14 protein-coding genes and 1 pseudogene are annotated in these 18,790 nt (G+C 73.4%); 6 read left to right on the top strand and 9 right to left on the bottom strand.

Going from position 1 to position 18,790, the window contains the following annotated elements; translation table 11 throughout:
- Position 1: 1 nt before the first annotated feature.
- Complete coding sequence (locus D7044_RS19155) at positions 2-5,620, bottom strand: GH92 family glycosyl hydrolase (protein WP_120689729.1); 5,619 nt, start codon at positions 5,618-5,620, stop codon at positions 2-4.
- Positions 5,621-6,031: 411 nt separating this feature from the next.
- On the opposite strand from D7044_RS19155, the gene D7044_RS19150 reads away from it, so the two are divergent.
- Positions 6,032-6,736: a permease-like cell division protein FtsX gene (locus tag D7044_RS19150; protein WP_120674991.1), complete on the top strand. Its 705-nt coding sequence runs from the start codon at positions 6,032-6,034 to the stop codon at positions 6,734-6,736.
- 30 nt (positions 6,737-6,766) lie between these two features.
- On the opposite strand, the gene D7044_RS19145 is transcribed toward D7044_RS19150, so the two are convergent.
- The 8 genes from D7044_RS19145 to D7044_RS19110 form a co-directional block, all read right to left on the bottom strand.
- Positions 6,767-7,381 carry a VOC family protein gene (locus tag D7044_RS19145; protein ID WP_120674989.1) on the bottom strand — a complete coding sequence of 205 codons (615 nt, stop codon included), beginning with the start codon at positions 7,379-7,381 and terminating at the stop codon, positions 6,767-6,769.
- Positions 7,382-7,495: 114 nt separating this feature from the next.
- On the bottom strand, positions 7,496-8,194 hold the full coding sequence (locus tag D7044_RS19140; protein ID WP_120674987.1) for a RibD family protein: 699 nt from the start codon (positions 8,192-8,194) through the stop codon (positions 7,496-7,498).
- Positions 8,191-8,844 (bottom strand): GTP cyclohydrolase II, encoded by a 654-nt coding sequence (locus D7044_RS19135; RefSeq protein WP_120674985.1) that lies wholly within the window; start codon positions 8,842-8,844, stop codon positions 8,191-8,193. Before D7044_RS19135 ends, D7044_RS19140 begins: the two co-directional genes overlap by 4 nt.
- Before the next feature lie 58 nt (positions 8,845-8,902).
- Positions 8,903-9,865 carry a lysylphosphatidylglycerol synthase transmembrane domain-containing protein gene (locus D7044_RS19130; RefSeq protein WP_120674983.1) on the bottom strand — a complete coding sequence of 321 codons (963 nt, stop codon included), beginning with the start codon at positions 9,863-9,865 and terminating at the stop codon, positions 8,903-8,905.
- Positions 9,866-9,929: 64 nt separating this feature from the next.
- Positions 9,930-10,832: a class I SAM-dependent methyltransferase gene (locus D7044_RS19125; RefSeq protein ID WP_120689728.1), complete on the bottom strand. Its 903-nt coding sequence runs from the start codon at positions 10,830-10,832 to the stop codon at positions 9,930-9,932.
- Positions 10,829-11,854 (bottom strand): glycosyltransferase family 4 protein, encoded by a 1,026-nt coding sequence (locus tag D7044_RS19120; RefSeq protein WP_120689854.1) that lies wholly within the window; start codon positions 11,852-11,854, stop codon positions 10,829-10,831. Before D7044_RS19120 ends, D7044_RS19125 begins: the two co-directional genes overlap by 4 nt.
- Positions 11,855-12,134: 280 nt before the next feature.
- Entirely contained in the window at positions 12,135-12,533 is a 399-nt protein-coding gene (locus D7044_RS19115) for a 6-pyruvoyl trahydropterin synthase family protein (RefSeq protein WP_120674979.1), read from the bottom strand.
- 3 nt (positions 12,534-12,536) lie between these two features.
- Entirely contained in the window at positions 12,537-13,517 is a 981-nt protein-coding gene (locus D7044_RS19110; RefSeq protein WP_120689853.1) for a zinc-dependent alcohol dehydrogenase, read from the bottom strand.
- Between the two features lie 91 nt (positions 13,518-13,608).
- On the opposite strand from D7044_RS19110, the pseudogene D7044_RS19105 reads away from it, so the two are divergent.
- The 5 genes and pseudogenes from D7044_RS19105 to D7044_RS19085 form a co-directional block, all read left to right on the top strand.
- A pseudogene (locus tag D7044_RS19105) lies at positions 13,609-14,334 on the top strand (CDP-alcohol phosphatidyltransferase family protein); the annotation flags it as partial.
- Positions 14,335-14,396: 62 nt separating this feature from the next.
- A complete protein-coding gene (locus D7044_RS19100; protein WP_411710991.1) occupies positions 14,397-16,148 on the top strand; it encodes an alkaline phosphatase family protein in 1,752 nt (583 codons plus the stop codon).
- Between the two features lie 75 nt (positions 16,149-16,223).
- Entirely contained in the window at positions 16,224-16,667 is a 444-nt protein-coding gene (locus D7044_RS19095; RefSeq protein ID WP_233565044.1) for a MarR family winged helix-turn-helix transcriptional regulator, read from the top strand.
- Positions 16,664-18,076: an MFS transporter gene (locus tag D7044_RS19090; protein ID WP_233565043.1), complete on the top strand. Its 1,413-nt coding sequence runs from the start codon at positions 16,664-16,666 to the stop codon at positions 18,074-18,076. Before D7044_RS19095 ends, D7044_RS19090 begins: the two co-directional genes overlap by 4 nt.
- A 56-nt stretch (positions 18,077-18,132) precedes the next feature.
- Positions 18,133-18,717: a hydrolase gene (locus D7044_RS19085; RefSeq protein ID WP_120674973.1), complete on the top strand. Its 585-nt coding sequence runs from the start codon at positions 18,133-18,135 to the stop codon at positions 18,715-18,717.
- The last annotated feature ends 73 nt before the right edge of the window (positions 18,718-18,790 follow it).

The raw sequence follows: 18,790 nt of genomic DNA, 5'->3' as shown, positions 1-18,790 counted from the left end.
CTCAGTTCGAGCCGGTGACCCGGAACGGCAACACGATCCGCGTCTTCGAGTCGGCGCCGGTCAGCGTGACGCTGGTCGAGCCGACCTTCGCCTCGCCGGCGACGCTGACGATCACACCGGAGAGGACGCCGTCGGCGTTCGCCCGCACGGTGCTGGTCGCGAGGCCGGCACCGAAGCGGACGGTGACCGCCTCGTTCGGTGCGAACCCGTGACCGTCGACCATGATCGCCGTGCCGCGCGGCCCCGACGTGGTGAGCAGCCCGGCCCGCGGCTGGTACGTCCGCGCCTGCGCCTGCTCGGTCACCTGGACGGTGGCCGTCGCGGGCGTCCGCGAGGACGCGCCGGTGGCGGTGACCGCGTAGCGGCCGGGCTGCGCCGCGTCGGAGGTCACGATCGTGGCCCGCACCGCCCCCGCCGCGGAGGCGGTGACCTTCATGGTCCGCACCGGGCTGGTACCGAGCGTCACGGTCACCTGCTCACCGGCGGCGAAGCCGCTGCCGTTGACGGTGATCGTGCCGCCGGTGGCGACGGAAGCCGACGCCGAGGTCGCGATCGCCGGCTGACGCTTGCCGCCCCCCACGGTCACCGTGAAGGTGCCGGTGCTGCTGGAGCGGGTGTCCCACGCGGTGACGTGCACCGTGTAGGTGCCCTCCCGGAGGTAGGTGTGGGTGCCGTCCATCGCGCCGGAGGCGTCGATCGTGACGTCCTGCGGAACCGTGCCGTCACCCCACTGCACGCGCGCCCGGTAGCCGGTGGCGTCGGGGACGCCGCCGCTGACCGTACCGAGGCCGGCGGCGAGGGCCTGACCTGCGGTGGCCGTCTGGTCCTCCGCGGCGGCGACCGCCAGCTCGGCGGCGGGCGTCCCGTCGTCGGCGATGGCGAAGACGTGGATCCGGCCGGCCGAGCCGGGGTCACCGGTCTGCGTCGGCAGGGTCACCGAGACCAGCGTCTTGCCGTCCGGGATCTGGTACGGCGCGGTGGCGAAGAGGAACGGCTGGGCGCCGTCCCGGCTCGTGCCGTGCAGCCGGTACGCCGTCTTGGCGACGACCAGGTTGCCGTAGGACGGCGTGCCGTTGGGGTTGCCGCCCAGCGTCCAGTCGCTCATCTGGATCGGGATGGCGGCGGTGCTGCCGTCGCTGAACGTCGCCGTCCCGGTCGTGCTCTGGTTGCCCTGCGTGCCGGCGCCGACGAACGAGATGCTCCGGGCGTCGTCGGGCAGGTCGAGCGCGATCGTGCGTCCGTTGCCGGTGGCGTCGTCCGGCTGCCCCGCCGGGATGGCCGGCAGCGTGAAGTGCAGCGACGTGCCCGGCACCTGGTGCCGCTCGCCCTGCGTCACACCGGCCGCCGTCAGGGCGGCCCGCGAGTACGCCCACTGCTTGGCGTCGCAGTTCGCCGCGAGGACGCCCTCGTCGCCGACGCAGACGGTGTCGAAGGACGCGACGAGGCCGCCGCTCGGGGCGTAGGCCACGTCGACGCCGACGGTCGCGGAACCCTGGCCGTCGCCGTCGGTGATGGTGACGCTCGCCTGGTGGTGACCGGGCGTGGCGTAGGTGTGCGAGCCGCTGACCCGGTAGACGGCGCGCGAGCTGAGGGTCAGGGTGCCCTCGGTGACCGGGGAGCCGTCACCCCAGTCGATGGTGGCCCGGTAGCCCTCGGCGTCGCCGCCGGTGACGGTGGCCAGCGGCACCGAGACGGGCGCGCCGGCGTACGCGTCGACGCTGCCCGCGGCGGTCACCGCGATGTCGCCGCCACCGAGTTCGAGGTCACCGCCGGCGAGCAGCTCGATCTCGGCGAGGTTCGGCTGTGCGGCGCCGACGGTCTTCGTCACGACGAGGCGGAACGCGGCGTACCGGCCCGGCTTGTCGATCTTGAAGGGACGCGTCTGGTTCCGCCACCGGAACACCTCGCCCTTGCGGGAGTCGACGGTGCTCCAGGTGATGCCGTCGTTGGAGCCCTGGAGTCGCCACTCGGCCGGGTCGCCCTGGGCCGCCCCGGAGGTGAGGGTGTAGTACGCCGGCTTCTGCTTCTTGCCGCGGTACGCCCAGCTGACCTGCGGCGTCGCCGAGGTGAAGGTCAGCTGCGTGACCGACGAGTCGTCGAAGAGCTTCGCCGCGTCCTGACCGCCGGTCGCGGTCGCGGTGCCGAGACCCGGTCCGGTGGTGTCCTGCAGCGGCTCGGGCGCGTCGTTGCCCTTGGTCAGCGACGGCGGCGCGTCGTTCTTGCCGCTGCCCCAGGACGACGGGTTGGCGCCCATCCGGAAGTCGATCGTGCCGCCCCGGGCGAACGCGGAGACGTCGACGGAGAGCCCGCGCTGCTTCTTGCCGTTGACCTCGACGTCCTGCACGTAGACGTTCTTGGTGCTGTTGTTCGGCGCGTTGACGACGATGTCGCCGTTCGTGCGGTGCACGACCATCCGGGTGAACTGCGGCGAGCCGATGGCCCACTGGGACGAGCCGGCCTGCAGCGGGTAGATGCCCAGCGAGCTGAGGACGTACCAGGACGACATCTCGCCGTTGTCCTCGTCACCCAGGTAGCCCTGGCCGATCTCGCTGCCGACGTAGAGGCGCTGCAGGATCTCCCGGACGCTCGCCTGCGTCTTGGCCGGCGCGCCCGCATAGTCGTACATGTACGGGATGTGGTGCGACGGCTGGTTGCTCATACCGAGCTGCCCCATCCGCACGGCACGCGCCTCGAGCATCTCGTGGATGATGCCGCCGTAGCCGCCGGGACGGTCGGCCTTCTCCGGGGTGGCGAAGAACTCGTCGAGCTTGCGCTCCAGGGCCTTCTGCCCGCCGTACAGGTTGGCCAGGCCCTGACCGTCCTGCTGCGCGGTGAACGCGAAGTTCCACCCGTTGGTCTCGGTGTAGACGCCACCCCAGTCCAGCGGGTCACCGTCGAGGAAGTTCCCGGCAGCGTCCCGGCCCTGGAAGAGCTTCGTCTCCGGGTCGAAGAGGTGGACGTAGTTGCGGGCCCGCTGCAGGAAGTACTCCGACTCGTCCTTGAGCCGGTCGCGCTCCGACTTCGGCGTGGCCGGATCCTTCGCCAGGGCCGCGGCCATGTTGCCGATGCCGTAGTCGTTGATGAAGCCCTCCAGGGCCCACGACACCGACTCACCGGTGGAGGTCGGCGTGTAGCCGAGGAAGAGCGAGGTCTCCACGCCCTTGCGGCCGACCTCGCTGCGCCCGGACGCGACGGTCGCGTCCTTGACGGCGGCGTCGTACGCGGCGAGCGGGTCGGGCAGCTTCACCCCGCTGAGGTACGCCTGCGCCACCGCCACGTTCGCGCTGGTGCCGGTCATCAGGTCGGCGTAGCCGGGCGACGACCAGCGGGCGATCCAGCCGCCGTCGCGGTAGTGCTGGACGAACCCGTCGGCGATCCGGGCCGCCACGTCCGGGTAGAGCAGCGAGTACGCCGGCCACACGGTGCGGTAGGTGTCCCAGAATCCGTTGTTGACGTAGATCTGCCCGTCGACGATCTTCGCGCCGGTGTGCGTGGCGGTCGAGGAGCCGGTCGGCGCCGACACCGGGCTGGCGTACTGCCAGTGCGGCTTGGCGGCGGTGCCGGTGTTCTCCGACTGCGAGTTCGGGTACAGGTTCAGCCGGTACAGGTTCGAGTAGAGCGTCACCAGCTGCGTCTCGCTCGCGTCCCGTACCTCGATCCGGCCGAGGCGCTCCTGCCAGGTGGCGGTGGCGGCGGCGTGGACCTGGTCGAAGCTCTTCCCGGTGACCTCCAGGTCGAGGTTCTTGCGGGCCTGGTCGACCGAGAGGAACGAGGTCGCGATGCGCATCGTCACCTGACGGTTCGACGAGACGTCGAAGGTGGCGGAGGTCGCGGCGGAGGCGGTCGGCGCCCGGTCGAAGGAGCCGGCCACGAACATCCGGCTGCGACCGGCCGAGAAGCCGCTTCCGTTGTCGACCCAGCCGGTGAACGTGCCGTCCGTGCCGATGGTGAAGGTGCCGTTGTAGAAGACGAGGCTTCCGGTGGCCTGCCCGGACGGGAAGGTGAACCGCATGGCGCCGGCGTGGTCGGTGGGCGACACCTCGGCGACCAGGCCGTTCTGCAACGAGACCCGGTAGTGGTCGGGCCGCGCCGTCTCGTCGTCGTGGCTGAAGGCGACCGCCCGGCTGGCCGGCGACCCGGTGAGGGGTCCGTCGCCGGCGACCGGCATGACCGACATCTGGTTGCGGTCACCCATCCACGGGCTCGGCTCGTGGGAGATCGCGAGGCCCTGCAGGGTGGGCAGGTTGGCCTCGTTGTTGTAGCGGGCGTAGTGGTACTGCCACGAGTCGGAGACCGCGTCGGTCACCGGCGTGAAGAAGTTGAAGCCGTTCGGCACCGAGGTGATCGGCAGGTTGTTGCCGCGCGAGAAGCCGCCCGTCGAGTTGGTGCCACGCCGGGTGTCGACGTAGTTGGTCAGCTTCGAGCCGTCGATCCGCTCCGGCGAGCCGGTCAGCTCGACGTCGTCGAGCCAGCCCTGGAACCGGGTCTTCCCGGTGGCCTGCGGGTTGTCGTACGCGAGCAGGATCCGGTCGATCGTCTTGCCGTTCGCGATCGCGCCGACGTCGGTCTGCACCGCGTTCCACTGCTCGGCGTAGAGCACCTTCGCCGCGCCCTGACCGGCGGCGGTGAGCTGGTAACCGTGCTGGTCGAGCGGGGAGCGACCGCTGAGGTACGTGCCGTCGGTGAAGTGCAGGTCGACGGCCGCGTAGGTCGAGGGGTACTGCCCGTCGTCGCCGGTGAACTCGGGGAAGATCTTGTAGGAGAGGCGGGTCTTCGGCCCGACCGGGATCCGGACGTCGAAGAGCTTGTTGGTCGCGTACGCCCGGCCGTCGCCCTCGGCGCCACCCGCGTAGCGCAGGGCGGCCGTTCCGGTGAAGCCCGCACCCGGCTTGGTGGTGTAGCCGTCGGCCGGACCGCCGCCGAGCACGCTGAACATCGGGTTGGACGGCGGCCGGACGTCCGAGCCGTCGCCGATGTTCCAGTCGGCGAGCTGCAGCAGCGCGTCACCGGAGTTCGCGGTGACGTTCAGCCGGTAGTAGCCGTAGGCGGTCTTGTTGGTGAAGCTGTAGACCTTGGCGGCGTACCGGCCGTCGAACTTCTCGTCGGCGCGCTTGTCCAGGTCGGTCCAGGTCTCACCGTCGTTGGACCCCTGCAGGACGAAGTCCTTGGGGTCGCGGCCCGGTGCGTCGTTCGCAGAGGTCAGCGCGTACCGCGCGACCACAGCGGGCGCGGAGAGCCGGTAGGTCACCCAGCCGGTCTTCTCGAACGCGAGCCACTTGGTCGACGAGTCGTCGTCCTTGAGCATCGCGGCGATCTCGTTCGGCGGGTTGTCGGCGCTCGCGGTCACCGCGGCGACCTTGCCGAGCAGGCTGTCGGGCAGGGTGGCGACCTTGCCGCTGAGGTTCGCCTGGACGGGCTTACCGTCCTTGCCGACCTCGACGGTGCTCGTGACGGGCTGGGGATCGGCGGCCTCGAACGAGGAGCTGAAGTCTCCGGGCGTCGTCGTGGGCGCGGCGTTCGCGAGGGGCGCGCCCACGAGCAGTCCCACCGGCAGCATCGCCGCGGTCACCGCGGCGAGCAGTCGGCGCGACGAGGGGCGCGCGAATGAGGGGTACGACATGCAGGTAGGGCCTTTCGACTCGATCCGCGTCGAGTACGTCGAGGGTGGTGGCGAAGCGGACCGCGATCGCGCGGCCCGTCTGGTGTGGATGGTGTGGCGAGGTGCTCAGGCCGGTCGAACCGACCGTCGGAGTGCACGTCAGGCCGTCATGGCACCGCCGGACAGGATGCTCGCAGTCCTGCTGCGGGACCCGCCGATCTCGGCATGGCGCTCTCCTTCACGGTCGCGGCCTGACATCGTTGTCATGCGGACCGGTGACCCACCGAACGCAGGCCACTGAACCGTCGCTGATAGTCCCGGCCGAAACACCGCCGTGTCAACGAGTTGATCAAACCGCAACATCGGGAACCGTTGTCCGGTCGTTCGCGGCGGGTCCACCGCAGAGGCCTCGAGCAATTACGATCCGACTCCATGCGTCGTGTCGTGCCGGTGTTGGCCTCCGTGCTCCTGCTGACCCTGTCCGGTTGTACCACCGAGCCGGCGGAGTCCGCGCACACCACGGTGACCGTCATCCTGGACCAGGATGTGACACCCGAGCAGAAGAGCGCGGTGGAGCAGCGGCTGCGCTCGATGCCGAGCGTCGAAGGCGTCGCCTTCGAAACGCGCGAGCAGGCGTACGCCCGCCAGAAGGAGACCCTGGAAGACGAGCCCGACCTGCTCGCGCAGCTGAATCCCGAGTACGTGCCGGAGTCGTTCCACGCCACCGTCACCGACCCGCTGGCCGCCGAGGCGATCGAACTCGTCATGGGCACGGTCGACCAGGTCGGCTCGGTCGTGCTCCGCATCGCCGAAGCCGATCCGCTGCCATCGCGGATCGGGGTGATCGTCCGGATGGAAGCAACGGCCACCGCAGAGCAGCTGGGCGCCGTGGAGAGGGCCGTCCGGGCGCTGCCGCACGCGGAGTCGGTCGAGGCCGAGAAGCGCGACGCGGCGTACGAGCGCCTGCGTGAGCAGTGTCAGGGCAAGGGTGATCTGGCCACGCAGCTCGACCGGCAGTCGATGCGCGACTCGGTGCGGTTCGAGCTCCCCCTGGACAAGAAGTCGCCCGGGATGTCAAAGCTGATCGGGCTTGACGGCGTCGACGTCCTGGAGATGGTGCCGGCGACGATGCTCTGACGTACCAGATCTCCTGGTCGTAGTGGGGGCTCAGGTGGGCAGCTCGGTGCCGGCCTGCTCGCTGATCATGTACTGCGCGTACCAGCCGGGCCAGTCCGGGTCCGTCTTCCCGGTGCGCTTCTCGTGCTCGCCGTGGGCGGCCTCCGCCCGACGAAGCGCGCTCGCCAGGTCGCTCTTCGAAGCGAACGACGTCTCCGCGGCCTCGACCCGGCCGGGGAGCCGGGTCGTGATCTCCTGCACCAGCCAGGTGTTGCCGTCGGGGTCGCTGAACGTGGCGCGCGAGAAGTAGCTGCGCCGATCGGGATCCAGCCCACTCGCCGGGCCCTGCGGGGTGACGTGCATGATCTCGCCGACGTCGACCCCGGCGCCGACCAGGGCGTCGCGGGCCGCCTCGAGATCGGACACGACCAGGTAGTTGCTCGCGGAACCGGGTGCGGCCGGCGTGAGGTCCGGGCCGAACTGGACCGAGCACCCGGAGCCGTGCGGCGTCAACTGGACGATCCCGGGCGGAGTCTGGTCGAGCCGCCACCCGAGGCGCAGGTAGAACTCCTTCGCGCGGTCCACGTCCGCGACCGGCAGGATCACGACCTCGAGCTTCATGTCCACGTTCTCGATGCTCGCCGCGTCACTCCGGGCACCCGGCATCGTGGCCTCCCTGGCTCGGTCACCGCACCTTCCGCAACATCAACCTACTGCGTCCGCGGCCGCCGGGTGCCCCGTTCCCCGCATCGCCCCGCCCCCCGCCGGACCGCCCCCCGATCAGGACGGACAGCGGTCGGAGAGGGCGTAACGGACCAGCACCACGTCCCCGATCTGGCGGACCTCCGCCACGGCGGCGCGCCGCCCCGGATGCCACGGGTACCGGCCGTCGGCGACGAACCGCGGCGCCCGGCAGTCGCCCACGAAGAACGGCGCGAGCACCAGGTGCAGCTCGTCCACCAGCCCCGCCGCGAGGAACTGCGCGTGCACGCTGCCGCCGCCCTCGACCATCAACCGGCCTACGCCCCGGGCGGCGAGGTCGGCGAGCACCTCGGCGAGGCCCAGCGGCTCGCCGCCGTCGATCACGGTCGCCAACGCGCCGACCCGTTCGGAGGTCTTCTCCAGCGCGCCCGAGGCGCAGTAGACGAGCCGCTCCGCCTCCCCGGCGGTGAAGAAGCGGGCCGCCGGGTCCAGGTCACCGCGGGCCGTGATGGTCACCTTGGCGGGCGTACCGGGCAGACCGGCAGCCACCCGTTCGCTGCGCCGCCCCGCCGAGCGGATCAGCAGCCGCGGGTCGTCGCGGCGTACCGTGCCCGCGCCGACGAGGATCGCGTCGCAGCCGGCCCGCACCTCGTCGATCCGGTCGAAGTCGTCGTCGTTGGAGAGCAGCAGCCGCTGGTCGGTCGCGTCGTCGATGTAGCCGTCGATGGAGGTCGCGCAGCTCAGCAGCACGTACGGCCGCGCCGGCCCGGCGGTCACCGAACGGCCGGCAGGTCGGGGGTGCGGGCCGCGCGGCTGGCCTTCGCCGCGAGGTACTCGGCGTTGACCGGGGAGAGGTACACCCCGGTCGGCACCCGCTCGGTCACCGTCACACCCAGCCGGTCGAGCCCGGTGGCCTTCTCCGGATTGCTGCTCAGCAGCACGATGCCGGGGACGCCGAGGGCGGCGAGCATCTGCGCGGCGGCACTGTAGTCACGTTCGTCCTCGCCGTGACCCAGCGCCACGTTCGCCTCGTACGTGTCCAGCCCGGCGTCCTGCAGCGCGTACGCGTCGAGCTTCGCGTACAGGCCGATCCCCCGCCCCTCCTGCCGCAGGTAGAGCAGGAAACCCCCGGCCTCGGCGATCCGCTCGACCGCCTCGCGCAACTGCGGGCCGCAGTCACAGCGCTGGCTGCCGAACACGTCGCCGGTCAGGCACTCGCTGTGCGGACGGACCAGCGGCGCGGGGCCGCCGTCGGCGTACCGGTCGAGCGCTCCCGCCCAGTCGCCGAGCCCGAACGCCAGGTGTTCCCGGCCGTCGACCAGCCCCTTGAAGGTGAACACCCGGGCGCTGGTGGCGTACCCGTCCGGGAACCGCAGCGGCACGGTCACCTGGGTACGGATCGTCGCGACTGGGAGTGCTTCCGACATGCGTCTCCTTACGTCCGGCGCGGCCTGGCCCGGCCGCGCGTACCGCCCCGTTCAACACTCAACCACGCTGCGCAGCTTCCCGCCGTCCCAAGAGCGGCAGGGTCCGCCGGCCGAGCTGAAGCGGATTCGGGATCCGTCGACCGAGCAGCACCGCCGCGCCCGGCAGGCTCGCGACCAGCACCAGCGCCCCGTACACCGTCGCGGTCGCCACCCCCTGGGCGGCGGTCAGGCCGGCGGCGCCGAACGCCCAGGCGGCCACGCCCTCCCGGGGGCCGAACCCGGCGACGTTGAGCGGCAGCCCCATCGCCAGCAAGGCGAGCAGAGTCAGCGGCAGCAGCCGCGACAGCGGCGCGGTGGCCCCGGCGGTGCGCGCCGCGAGCAGGAAGGTGGCCAGGTGCCCGGCGACCATGGTCGCGGAGGCGAGCAGGACGCCCAGCCAGGTGCGCCGGGCGAGCAGACCGGCCCGGACGTCGCCGGCGACCGCGCGCGCCGCCCGCGCCCAGCGGGACCTCCCCGCCCGCGGCAGCACCCGGGCCGCCAGCGCCGCGCCGAGCACGGCGGCCACCAGCAGCCCACCCACCACCGGCAGGTACGAGCGCACCGGTGACGGGAGGAGGGCGAGCAGCACCAGCGCCAGCACCACCTGGACGACCTGGCCGGCGGTGCGCTCCCACACCACGGCGCGTACGCCGCGGCCGACGTCCCCCGCGTCCCGCCCGTGGCTGACCGCCCGGTGCACGTCGCCGAGCACCCCGCCGGGCAGCGTCGCGTTGAGGAACACCGCCCGGTAGCTGTGCGCGACCGCGGTGCGCAGCGGCAGCCGTACGCCCAGCCCGCCGGCGACCAGGCTCCACCGCCACGCGCCGCAGACCGTGGTGACCGCACCGATCACGACGGCCGCCGCCAGCGCCCGACCGTCGATCAGCGCCAGACCGTCGAGGACCGCGCCGCCGCCCACCCGCCACAGCAGTACGCCGAGCAGCCCGAGGACGCCGAGTGTCCGCGCCCAAGCCCAGAACATCCGCGCCGGCCCCCCATCGAAAGATCGCTCTCCCTGATAGGCACGGGCGGCGGGCCCGAACGGTTCAGCCGGCCAGCAGGTCCTCGTGCTCGACCAGCACGGTGAGCCGGCCGGCGGCCGCCTCGGCGAGCCGGCGGCGCGCGTACCCGGCCGCCCGTCGCGCCAGGGCGGGGCGCTGCTCACCGGCTGCCGCGAGCCAGCCACGGAACCACTCGGCGGTCAACTCCGCCTGGTCCGGGCCGAGCCGCCACGGGCTGGGTCGAGTCACGACGGGCACGCCGTGCCGGGTGAACGCCTCGACCGCGGCGTCGACCGCGTCCGGTCCGAGCAGCCGCCGGCCGCCGACGCTGCGGCGCTGGTGGTCGTTGAACGCCTCGGCGATCTCCGCGTCGAGCGGGTCCGCCGGGCTGAACCGCACCCGCCCGACCACCGAGATCATGAAGAGGGTGGGCCGGCCCGCGCAGGCCGCCACCACCCGCTCGACCTCCTCGGCGGTGAGCATGTCCAGCAGCGCGGAGGCGGTGACCAGGTCGGCTTGCGCGAGGTCGGCGTCGGTGAGCCGGGTCAGGTCGGCACACCGGGTCGCCACGGTGACCTGGCTTCCGTCGGCGGCGCTGACCCTGGCCGGTACGGCGGCGGTCGTGGCGCCCGCGCCGGCGGTGGTCGCCACCTCCGGGGTGACGGTGGCCGTCCCCACGGTCGGGGCGGTGGCGACGGCCGCACCGGTGGCGGCCAACGAGAGCAGCGCCGGGTCACGGTCGTAGAGGGTCCAGTGCTGCGGGCCGGGCAGGCGCGGGGCCAGCCAGCGCAGCATCGAGCCGGTTCCGCTGCCCAGGTCGTGGATCGTCAGCGGCCCGGCGGGCAACCGCTTCCGGAGCGCGTCGACCAGTTCACCGGAGCGGGCCGCCGCGTCGGCGGCCTCCCGGAGCCCGAGCCACACCGCGAACGGCGACACGACAGTGGTCACGCCGCCACCCCCGCCAACACCGTCGCCACCCGCGACGCCGTCACCGACCAGCCGGTGAGCGTGCCCCGCCGGTCCCGAGCGGCCCGGCCGAGCCGGGTGCGCAGGTCGGCGTCGCCCAGCCAGCGGCGCAGCCCGCCGGCCAGCGCCGTCGGATCGCCCGCCGGGACCAGCAGCCCCGGCGGCTCGCCGCCGGACGTCCGGCCCAGCGCCTCCGGCAGACCACCGACGGCGGTGCCGAGCACCGGGACGGCGCGGGCCAGCGCCTCGGTGACCACCATGCCGTACGTCTCCGCGCGCGACGGCAGCACGAGCAGGTCCGCGGCGTCGTAGGCGGCGTCGAGCCGGTCCCCCGTGCACGGCCCGGCCAGCCGGACCCGGTCGGCGAGCCCGGTGGCGGTCAGCCGCGCCCGCAGCTCGGCGACGAAGCCGGGATCCCGGGTGAGCGCACCCACGCAGACGCACGTCCACGACAGCTCGGCGACCTGCGCCAACGCCTCGACCAGCACGTCGTGGCCCTTCGTGGCGGTGACCGCGGCGACGCAGAGCAGCGCCCCGCCGGTGCCGCTGCCGGTGGCCGGCGACGCCGGGTCCACCCCCGGCTCGGCGACCCGCACCCGGTCGGCCGGCAGGCCGTACCGGTCGAGCAACCGGTCCCGCGTCCAGCCGCTGGTGGCCACCACCGCCCGCGCCACCGCGAGGGCCCGCGCCTCGGTCTCGTCGTCCAGCGGCATGTGCACCAGGACGACGAGCCGCAACCGGTCGCCGTGCGACGCCAGCACCTCCGGCGTCGCCGAGGCGATCAGGCCGTCGGTCAGGACCGTCGCGCCGTCCGGCAGCGCCGCGAGCTCCTCGTCGAGCGCGGCCCGGGCAGAACGGTCCGGCCGGGGCCACTCCCCCGCCACCGCGTGCTCGCGCACCGTCCAGCCCTGCTCGGCCAGGCCCCGGCAGAGCCGCCGGTCGTACCGGTTGCCGCCGCTCGGCGAGCCCGGGTCGTCGATGTCGTTCGGCAGTACGACGTGCACCTCACCGGCGCCCCCGGTGCCACCCGCCGCGGCGGCCGCCCGTGTCGCCGCCCCCGTCACAGTGCGTGCCCTCGGTTCGCGACTGCGGCGCTCGCAAGCTCACTCCTCGCGCTCACCGAACTTGCCCTCCGTTCGCGACTGCGGGGCTCGCAAGCTCACTCCTCGCGCTCACCGAACTTGCCCTCCCTTCGCGACTGCGGGGCTCGCAAGCTCACTCCTCGCGCTCACCGAACTTGCCCTCCGTTCGCGACTGCGGGGCTCGCAAGCTCACTCCTCGCGCTCACAGGGACCGCTCGTAGCTGGCCCACGCCACGTGCGACTCGTGCAGCGTGACGGTGATGCCGTCCAGGTGGCGCGCCCCCGCGCCGAGCTGACCGGCGTGCACCCGCTCGACGAGCCGGTCGGCGACCGTCCGGGCGAGCACCTCGGTGGTGGTGTTCACCCCGGCGAAGGCCGGCTCGTCGTCCAGGTTCCGGTAGGTCAGCTCGCCGAGGACCGCCTTGAGCTGGTCGGTGGCCAGGCCGATGTCCACCACGATGCCGTCCTCGTCCAGCTCGGCGCGGCGGAACGTGGCGTCGACCACGAACGTCGCGCCGTGCAGGCGCTGCGCGGGACCGAAGACGTCCCCACGGAAGCTGTGGGCGATCATCATGTGATCACGGACGGTCACACTGAACACTTATTACTCCTCGTCGTAGGTGATGAGGTGGCAGAGCGCGGGCAACTCGCCCGACGTCAGGCGGCCCAGCACGTCCGGCAGCTCCGCGAAGCGGGAGGTGCCGGTGATCAGGGCGTCGAACACGGGATCGGCGAGCAGGTCCAGGGCGAGACCGAGCCGGTCGGCGTAGCTGCGGCTGGCCCGCCGGGCCGGCGCGACCATGCCCACCTGACTGCCGCGGACGGTCAGCCGTCCGCTGTGGAACGCCCCGCCCAGCGACAGCTCCACGGGCCGGTCGCCGTACCAGCTCAGCTCCACGACCGTGCCCTCGGGCCGGAGCAGCTCCAGCGAGCGTTGCAGCCCGGCGCCGGTGGCGCTGGCGTGCACCACGAGATCCCGCGAGCCGCTCGCCCGCTGCGGCGACACGAAGTCCACCCCGAGCGCCTCGGCGACCCCCGCCCGGCCGGGATCGGTGTCGACCAGTTCGACGTGCACGCCGGGGAAACGGGCGAGCAGGGCCGCGACGGAGCAGCCGACCATGCCGGCGCCCACCACCGTGACCCGGTCGCCGACCAGCGGCGGGGCGTCCCAGAGCGCGTTCACCGCCGTCTCCACCGTGCCCGCCAGCACCGCCCGCCCGGGCGGCACCCCGTCGGGCACCGGCACCACCGCCGAGGCCGGCACCACGTACGCGGTCTGGTGCGGGTAAAGGCAGAAGACGGTGCGGCCCAGCAGGTCGACCGGCCCCTGCTCGACGACACCGACGTTGAGGTAGCCGTACTTCACCGGCGCGGGAAACTCGCCCTCCTGGAACGGGGCGCGCATAACCGCGTACTGGTCGACCGGCACCCGACCGGCGAAGACCAGCGTCTCGGTGCCCCGGCTCACCCCGGAGCAGCGGGTACGCACCAACACCTCGTCCGGGCCGGGATCCGCCAGCCGTACCGGACGGATCTCGCCGTTCCCGGGCGTGTCGAGCCAGAAGGCGTGGGCCTCACGGGTCACCGGCTGCTCCTCACTGCGCGGCCGGTCGAACCGAACGGCCACCAATTCCGTGTCCCCTGGCAGGGGCGTCGATCATAAACACGGAGGCACGGTGCGAACGGTTCGAACTGGTCCCTTGGTCGGTCTGGTCAGCCAGGTCGTCATCCTCGCCGCGCTGGCCGGGACGGTCGGTCTGGGCGGCGCGGGCTGGCTGGCCGGCGTCGGCTACGCCGTCCTGAGCTGCGCCGCGCTGACCCGCGGTATGCGCCGCGCCGGAACCGAGAGACTCGGCCCGGCGGACCGGGTGACGCTCACCCGGTCGGTGCTGGTCGGCGCGGTGACCGCGCTGACCGCGGACGCTATCGGCCGGCCCGCGCCGACCGGGCTGCTGGTGACCCTCACCGCCGTGGCGCTGCTGCTCGACGCCGTGGACGGGAAGGTGGCCCGCCGCACCGGCACCGCCAGCGAGCTCGGGGCGCGCTTCGACATGGAGGTCGACTCGTTCCTGCTGCTCGTGCTGAGCGTGCACGTCGCCCCGTACGCCGGGATCTGGGTGCTCGCCATCGGCGGGATGCGGTACGCGTTCGTCGTCGCCGGCTGGGCGCTGCCGTTGATGCGGGGAACGCTGCCGCCCCGGCACTGGCGCAAGGTGGTCGCGGCCACCCAGGGGATCGTGCTGACCGCTGCCGCCCTGCTGCCGGGCACGCCGACGACGCTGCTGATCGTGGTGGCGCTGGCCCTGCTCGTCGAGTCGTTCGGCCGTGACGTGCTCTGGTTGTGGCGGCACCGCCCGCTGCGCCCCGGCTCCCGCCCGACGCTGCCCGCGCAGCCGCACCCGGAGACCACGTCGGCGCGACCGCCGGCGCTGGCCGGGTCCCGTGGCGACGGGTGGGTGCTGTGATGTCGTCTCGGGCCTCCCGCCGCCGCACCGACGACCGGGTCTCCGAACCGGCGACCGCCGCGCCCGGGGAGGGCGTGACCGTGGCGGACGCGCAGCCCTTCCCGGCCGGGAAGAGCGCGCCCGACGGTGGCGTCGCCCGGCCGCTGTGGCGGCGGATCGCCTCCGGCGCGCTCACCGGGCTCGCCGCTCTCCTGCTCTTCGCGGTGCTGGTCGGGCCGGACCGCGCCGACCGGCTCACCGTCGGCACGTTCCTGCGCATCCCCCTGGAGGGGCTGCTGGGCCTCGCCCTGCTGCTCGCCCTGCCGCCGCGCGGGCGACGGGTGGCCGCGCTGGTGGCCGGCCCGCTGCTCGGCGCGCTGGCCGTGTTGAAGGTCGCCGACCTGGGCTTCCACACGACCCTGGCCCGGCCGTTCGACCTGGTGCTCGACTGGTCGCTGCTGGACGACGCGTTCGGCTTCGTCAGCGAGGCGGCGGGCCGGACGGGCGCGATCGGCGCCGCGGTGGGGGCGGCGCTGCTCGCCGCCGCCCTGCTGCTCTCCATGACTGTCGCGGTGCGGCAGGTGGCCCGCGCGGTCGCGGGGCACGACCGCGCCGCGACGCGGGCGGTCGCCGTGCTGACGGTGGTGTGGGTGGCGTGCGCCGCGTTCGGCGTGCCGGTGGCCGACTCGGGGACGAGCACCCTGGTGGGGGCGCACGCGGCGCAGGTACGGGAGCGGCTGCGCGACCGGGACGCCTTCGCCACCGAGATCGTCGCCGACCCGTTCCAGGACGCCCCGGGCGACCAGCTGCTCACCGGTCTGCGCGGCAAGGACGTGGTGCTCACGTTCGTGGAGAGCTACGGGCGCAGCGCGATCGAGGACCCGGGGCTCGCCTCGGAGGTCAACCCGGTGCTCGACGCCGGGTACGACCGGCTGCGGGCGCAGGGGTACGCGGCGCGCAGCGGCTTCCTCACCTCCCCGACCGCGGGCGGCGGGAGCTGGCTGGCCCACGACACCCTGCTGTCGGGGCTCTGGATCGACAACGAGCAGCGCCACCGGGCCCTGCTCGCCAGCGACCGGCTCACCCTCAACGGCGCGTTCCGCCGGGCCGACTGGCGGACGGTCGGGGTGCTGCCGGCGGCCACCGAGCCCTGGCCGGAGGGGGTCTTCTTCGGCTACGACCGCTACTACGACTGTGCCGCGCTCGGCTACCGCGGCACGAAGTTCGCCTACGCCCCCATGCCCGACCAGTACACCCTGGCACACTTCCAGCGCACCGAGCGCGCCGAGGCGGACCGGCCACCGGTGATGGCGGAGATCCCGTTGATCTCCAGCCACTCGCCCTGGACGGCGGTGCCCCGGCTCGTCGGCTGGGACGAGGTCGGCGACGGTTCGCTCTTCGCGCGGGACGCGAACCGTATCGAGAGCGCACCGGACGAGGCCCGAACCGGCTACCGGCGGGCGATCGCATACTCGCTGGCGACGCTGATCTCCTACGTCGAGACGTACGGCGACGAGGACCTGGTGCTGATCTTCCTCGGCGACCACCAGCCGGCGCCGGTGGTGACCGGCCCGGACGCCGGCCGGGACGTGCCGATCACGATCGTCGCGCGGGATCCGGCGGTGCTCGACCGGATCGCCGACTGGGGCTGGCAGGACGGGCTGCGGCCCGGGCCGGACGCCCCGGTCTGGCCGATGAACGCGTTCCGCGACCGGTTCCTCACCGCGTTCGGGTCGACGCCGGGCGCGGCGCTCGCCCATCCGGGGCGGTGAACTGCCGGCTGTTCCACGGCTCACAGTCTTCAGTCTGGACTGTGCAGTCTGAGCTGATGGTTTTACCGTGAAGCGGTGACCGGGCCCGCGATCTCCGCCGAAGCCGTACGCGCCGCGCACGAGCTGCGCGTCGTGTTCAGCCGGCTCCGCCGCCAACTGCGTGAGGTCGCCGACCGCAACGGACTCACGCCCTCCCAGGTCTCCGTGCTGAGCCGCCTCGCGACCGGTGGCCCGGCCTCCGCCAGCGACCTGGCCGCCGCCGAGCGGGTCCGGCCGCAGTCGATGGCCGCGATCCTCGCCCCGCTGACCGAGCAGGGGCTCATCGCCCGTACGCCCGACCCGACCGACGGCCGGCGGCAGCTCGTGTCGCTGACGGCCGCCGGGCAGGCGCGCGTGGCGGGCGACCGGCAGGCCCGCGAGGAGTGGCTGGCCCGCGCCCTCCAGGAGCGGTACACCGACGCCGAGCGAGCCGCCATCGTCGAGGCGCTCGCCCTGCTCGACCGCCTGACCGGATCGTGACCGCCCCCGCCACCGGAGCGGAGGCGGCGAGGAGGAGCGACCGCCGACCGACCGGCTTCGACCGCCGACTCGTCGCGCCGATGATCCTCGGCGCGGTGCTCAACCCGATCAACTCGTCGATGATCGCCGTGGCGTTGATCCCGATCGGGGCGGCGTTCGGCGCGCCCCCGTCGCGTACGGCCTGGCTGGTCTCGGCCCTCTACCTCGCCACCGCGGTCGGGCAGCCCGTCGTCGGGCGGCTCGTCGACCGGTACGGACCGCGCCGGCTCTACCTCGTGGGCACGGCGCTGACCGGCGTGGCCGGCGTGCTCGGCACCGTCGCACCGTCGCTGGGGGTGCTGGTGGTGGCCCGGGTGCTGCTCGGCATCGGCACCTGCGCCGGCTACCCGGCCGCCATGTCCCTGCTGCGGCACGAGTCGCGGCGCACCGGGCAGGACAACCCGGGCGGGGTGCTCACCGCGCTGGCGATCTCCGCGCAGACCGTCTCCGCCGTCGGGCCCTCCCTCGGCGGCCTGCTGATCGGGCTCGGCGGCTGGCACACCATCTTCGCGGTCAACATCCCGCTCTCGGCGGCCTGCCTGATCCTCGGCGCGATGCGGATGCCGAGAAGCACCGCCACCGCGCCGGGCGGCGGGCCGGACCTGCCGGGGATGGCGCTCTTCGCCGGCCTGCTCGGCGCGGTACTGCTGCTCCTGATGAACCCCCGGGTGGAGTACCTCTGGCTGCTCCCGGTCGCCGTGGCCGCCGGCGCCGGGCTGGTCGTACGCGAACTGCGCACCACCGACCCGTTCCTCGACCTGCGGGTGCTCGGCGGGAACCTGCCGCTGATCGCCACGTACGCACGCAACCTGCTCACCTTCACCGTCTCGTACGCCTGGCTCTACGGCTACACCCAGTGGCTCGAGGAGGGCCGGGGGCTCTCCGCCTCGACGGCCGGGCTGATCCTGCTACCGCTCTTCCTGACCGCGATCGCGGTCTCGGCGTTGACCGGCCGGCGGCGCGGGGTGCGCGGCAAGCTGCTGGTCGGCGCCGTCACCCAGCTCGCCGCCTGCGGCCTGCTGCTCGTGGTGCATCCCGGCAGCGGCACCTGGCTGCTGGTCGCCGTCGCGATGCTCGCCGGCGTGCCCCAGGGGCTGCTCGGCCTGGCCAACCAGAACGCCCTCTACCACCAGGCCGAACCGGCCCGGATCGGGTCCTCGGCCGGGCTGCTGCGCACCTTCACCTACCTCGGCGCGATGGTGGCCGCAGCCGCCAGCGCGGCCACCTTCGGCGACGGCGCGGACACCGCCGGGCTGCACGAGCTGGCGCTCGTGATGCTCGTCAGCGCCGTACTGCTGCTGCTCGTGGTCCTGGTGGACCGCTCGCTGCGGCGGATCGGCAGGCCGACCGACTCGACGACGGCGGCCTGACCCACTTCGGGGCGGCTCCGGCCGGCCCCGCCCACCGAACCGGAAGGAACGAACCGATGGCCCTCACCACTCTCGACCCGCGTACCGCGCTGGTCCTGATCGACCTCCAGCGCGGCATCGTCGCCGCGCCCACCGCCCCTTACCCGGCGGCGGAGATCGTCGCCCGTGGCGTCCAGCTCGCCGACGCCTTCCGCGCGCACGGCGCTCCCGTGGTGCTGGTCCGGGTCACGACCGCTCCCGACGGCGCGGACGCCGCCCCGGGGCGAACCGATCGCGGACCGGCCGGCGGCAGCCGCCCGAAGGGCTGGGACGTGCTCGTCGACGAGCTCGGCGGCCACCCGGGCGACCTCGTGGTCACCAAGCGCAACTGGGGCGCCTTCTACGGCACCGACCTCGACCTGCAGCTGCGCCGCCGGGGCGTGACCCAGATCGTGCTCGGCGGCATCGCCACCAGCATCGGCGTGGAGTCGACGGCCCGCGCCGCGCACGAGCACGGTTACCACGTCACCCTGGCCACCGACGCGATGACCGACCTCGACGCCGAGGGGCACCGCAACAGCGTCGAGCGGATCTTCCCCCGACTCGGCGAGACCGGCACCACCGCCGAGATCATCGAGCTGCTGGCACGTACCCGCAGCTGATCGGCGAAGATTTCCGTCCGGGCGCTGTCCGGAACGGGCCGACCCGTTCGTCACCCTGGTGAAGGCACCACAC

The organism is Micromonospora musae (assembly GCF_003626635.1).
Lineage (GTDB): Bacteria > Actinomycetota > Actinomycetes > Mycobacteriales > Micromonosporaceae > Micromonospora > Micromonospora musae.
This window is presented reverse-complemented; position numbering and strand designations above follow the sequence as displayed.

What these genes read in the sequence shown, in the direction of transcription:
- D7044_RS19155 (WP_120689729.1), bottom strand. Translation starts at nt 5,620, where the DNA reads ATGTCGTACCCCTCATTCGCGCGCCCCTCGTCGCGCCGACTGCTCGCC.
- D7044_RS19150 (WP_120674991.1), top strand. Translation starts at nt 6,032, where the DNA reads ATGCGTCGTGTCGTGCCGGTGTTGGCCTCCGTGCTCCTGCTGACCCTG.
- D7044_RS19145 (WP_120674989.1), bottom strand. Translation starts at nt 7,381, where the DNA reads ATGCCGGGTGCCCGGAGTGACGCGGCGAGCATCGAGAACGTGGACATG.
- D7044_RS19135 (WP_120674985.1), bottom strand. Translation starts at nt 8,844, where the DNA reads ATGTCGGAAGCACTCCCAGTCGCGACGATCCGTACCCAGGTGACCGTG.
- D7044_RS19130 (WP_120674983.1), bottom strand. Translation starts at nt 9,865, where the DNA reads ATGTTCTGGGCTTGGGCGCGGACACTCGGCGTCCTCGGGCTGCTCGGC.
- D7044_RS19100 (WP_411710991.1), top strand. Translation starts at nt 14,397, where the DNA reads ATGTCGTCTCGGGCCTCCCGCCGCCGCACCGACGACCGGGTCTCCGAA.
- D7044_RS19085 (WP_120674973.1), top strand. Translation starts at nt 18,133, where the DNA reads ATGGCCCTCACCACTCTCGACCCGCGTACCGCGCTGGTCCTGATCGAC.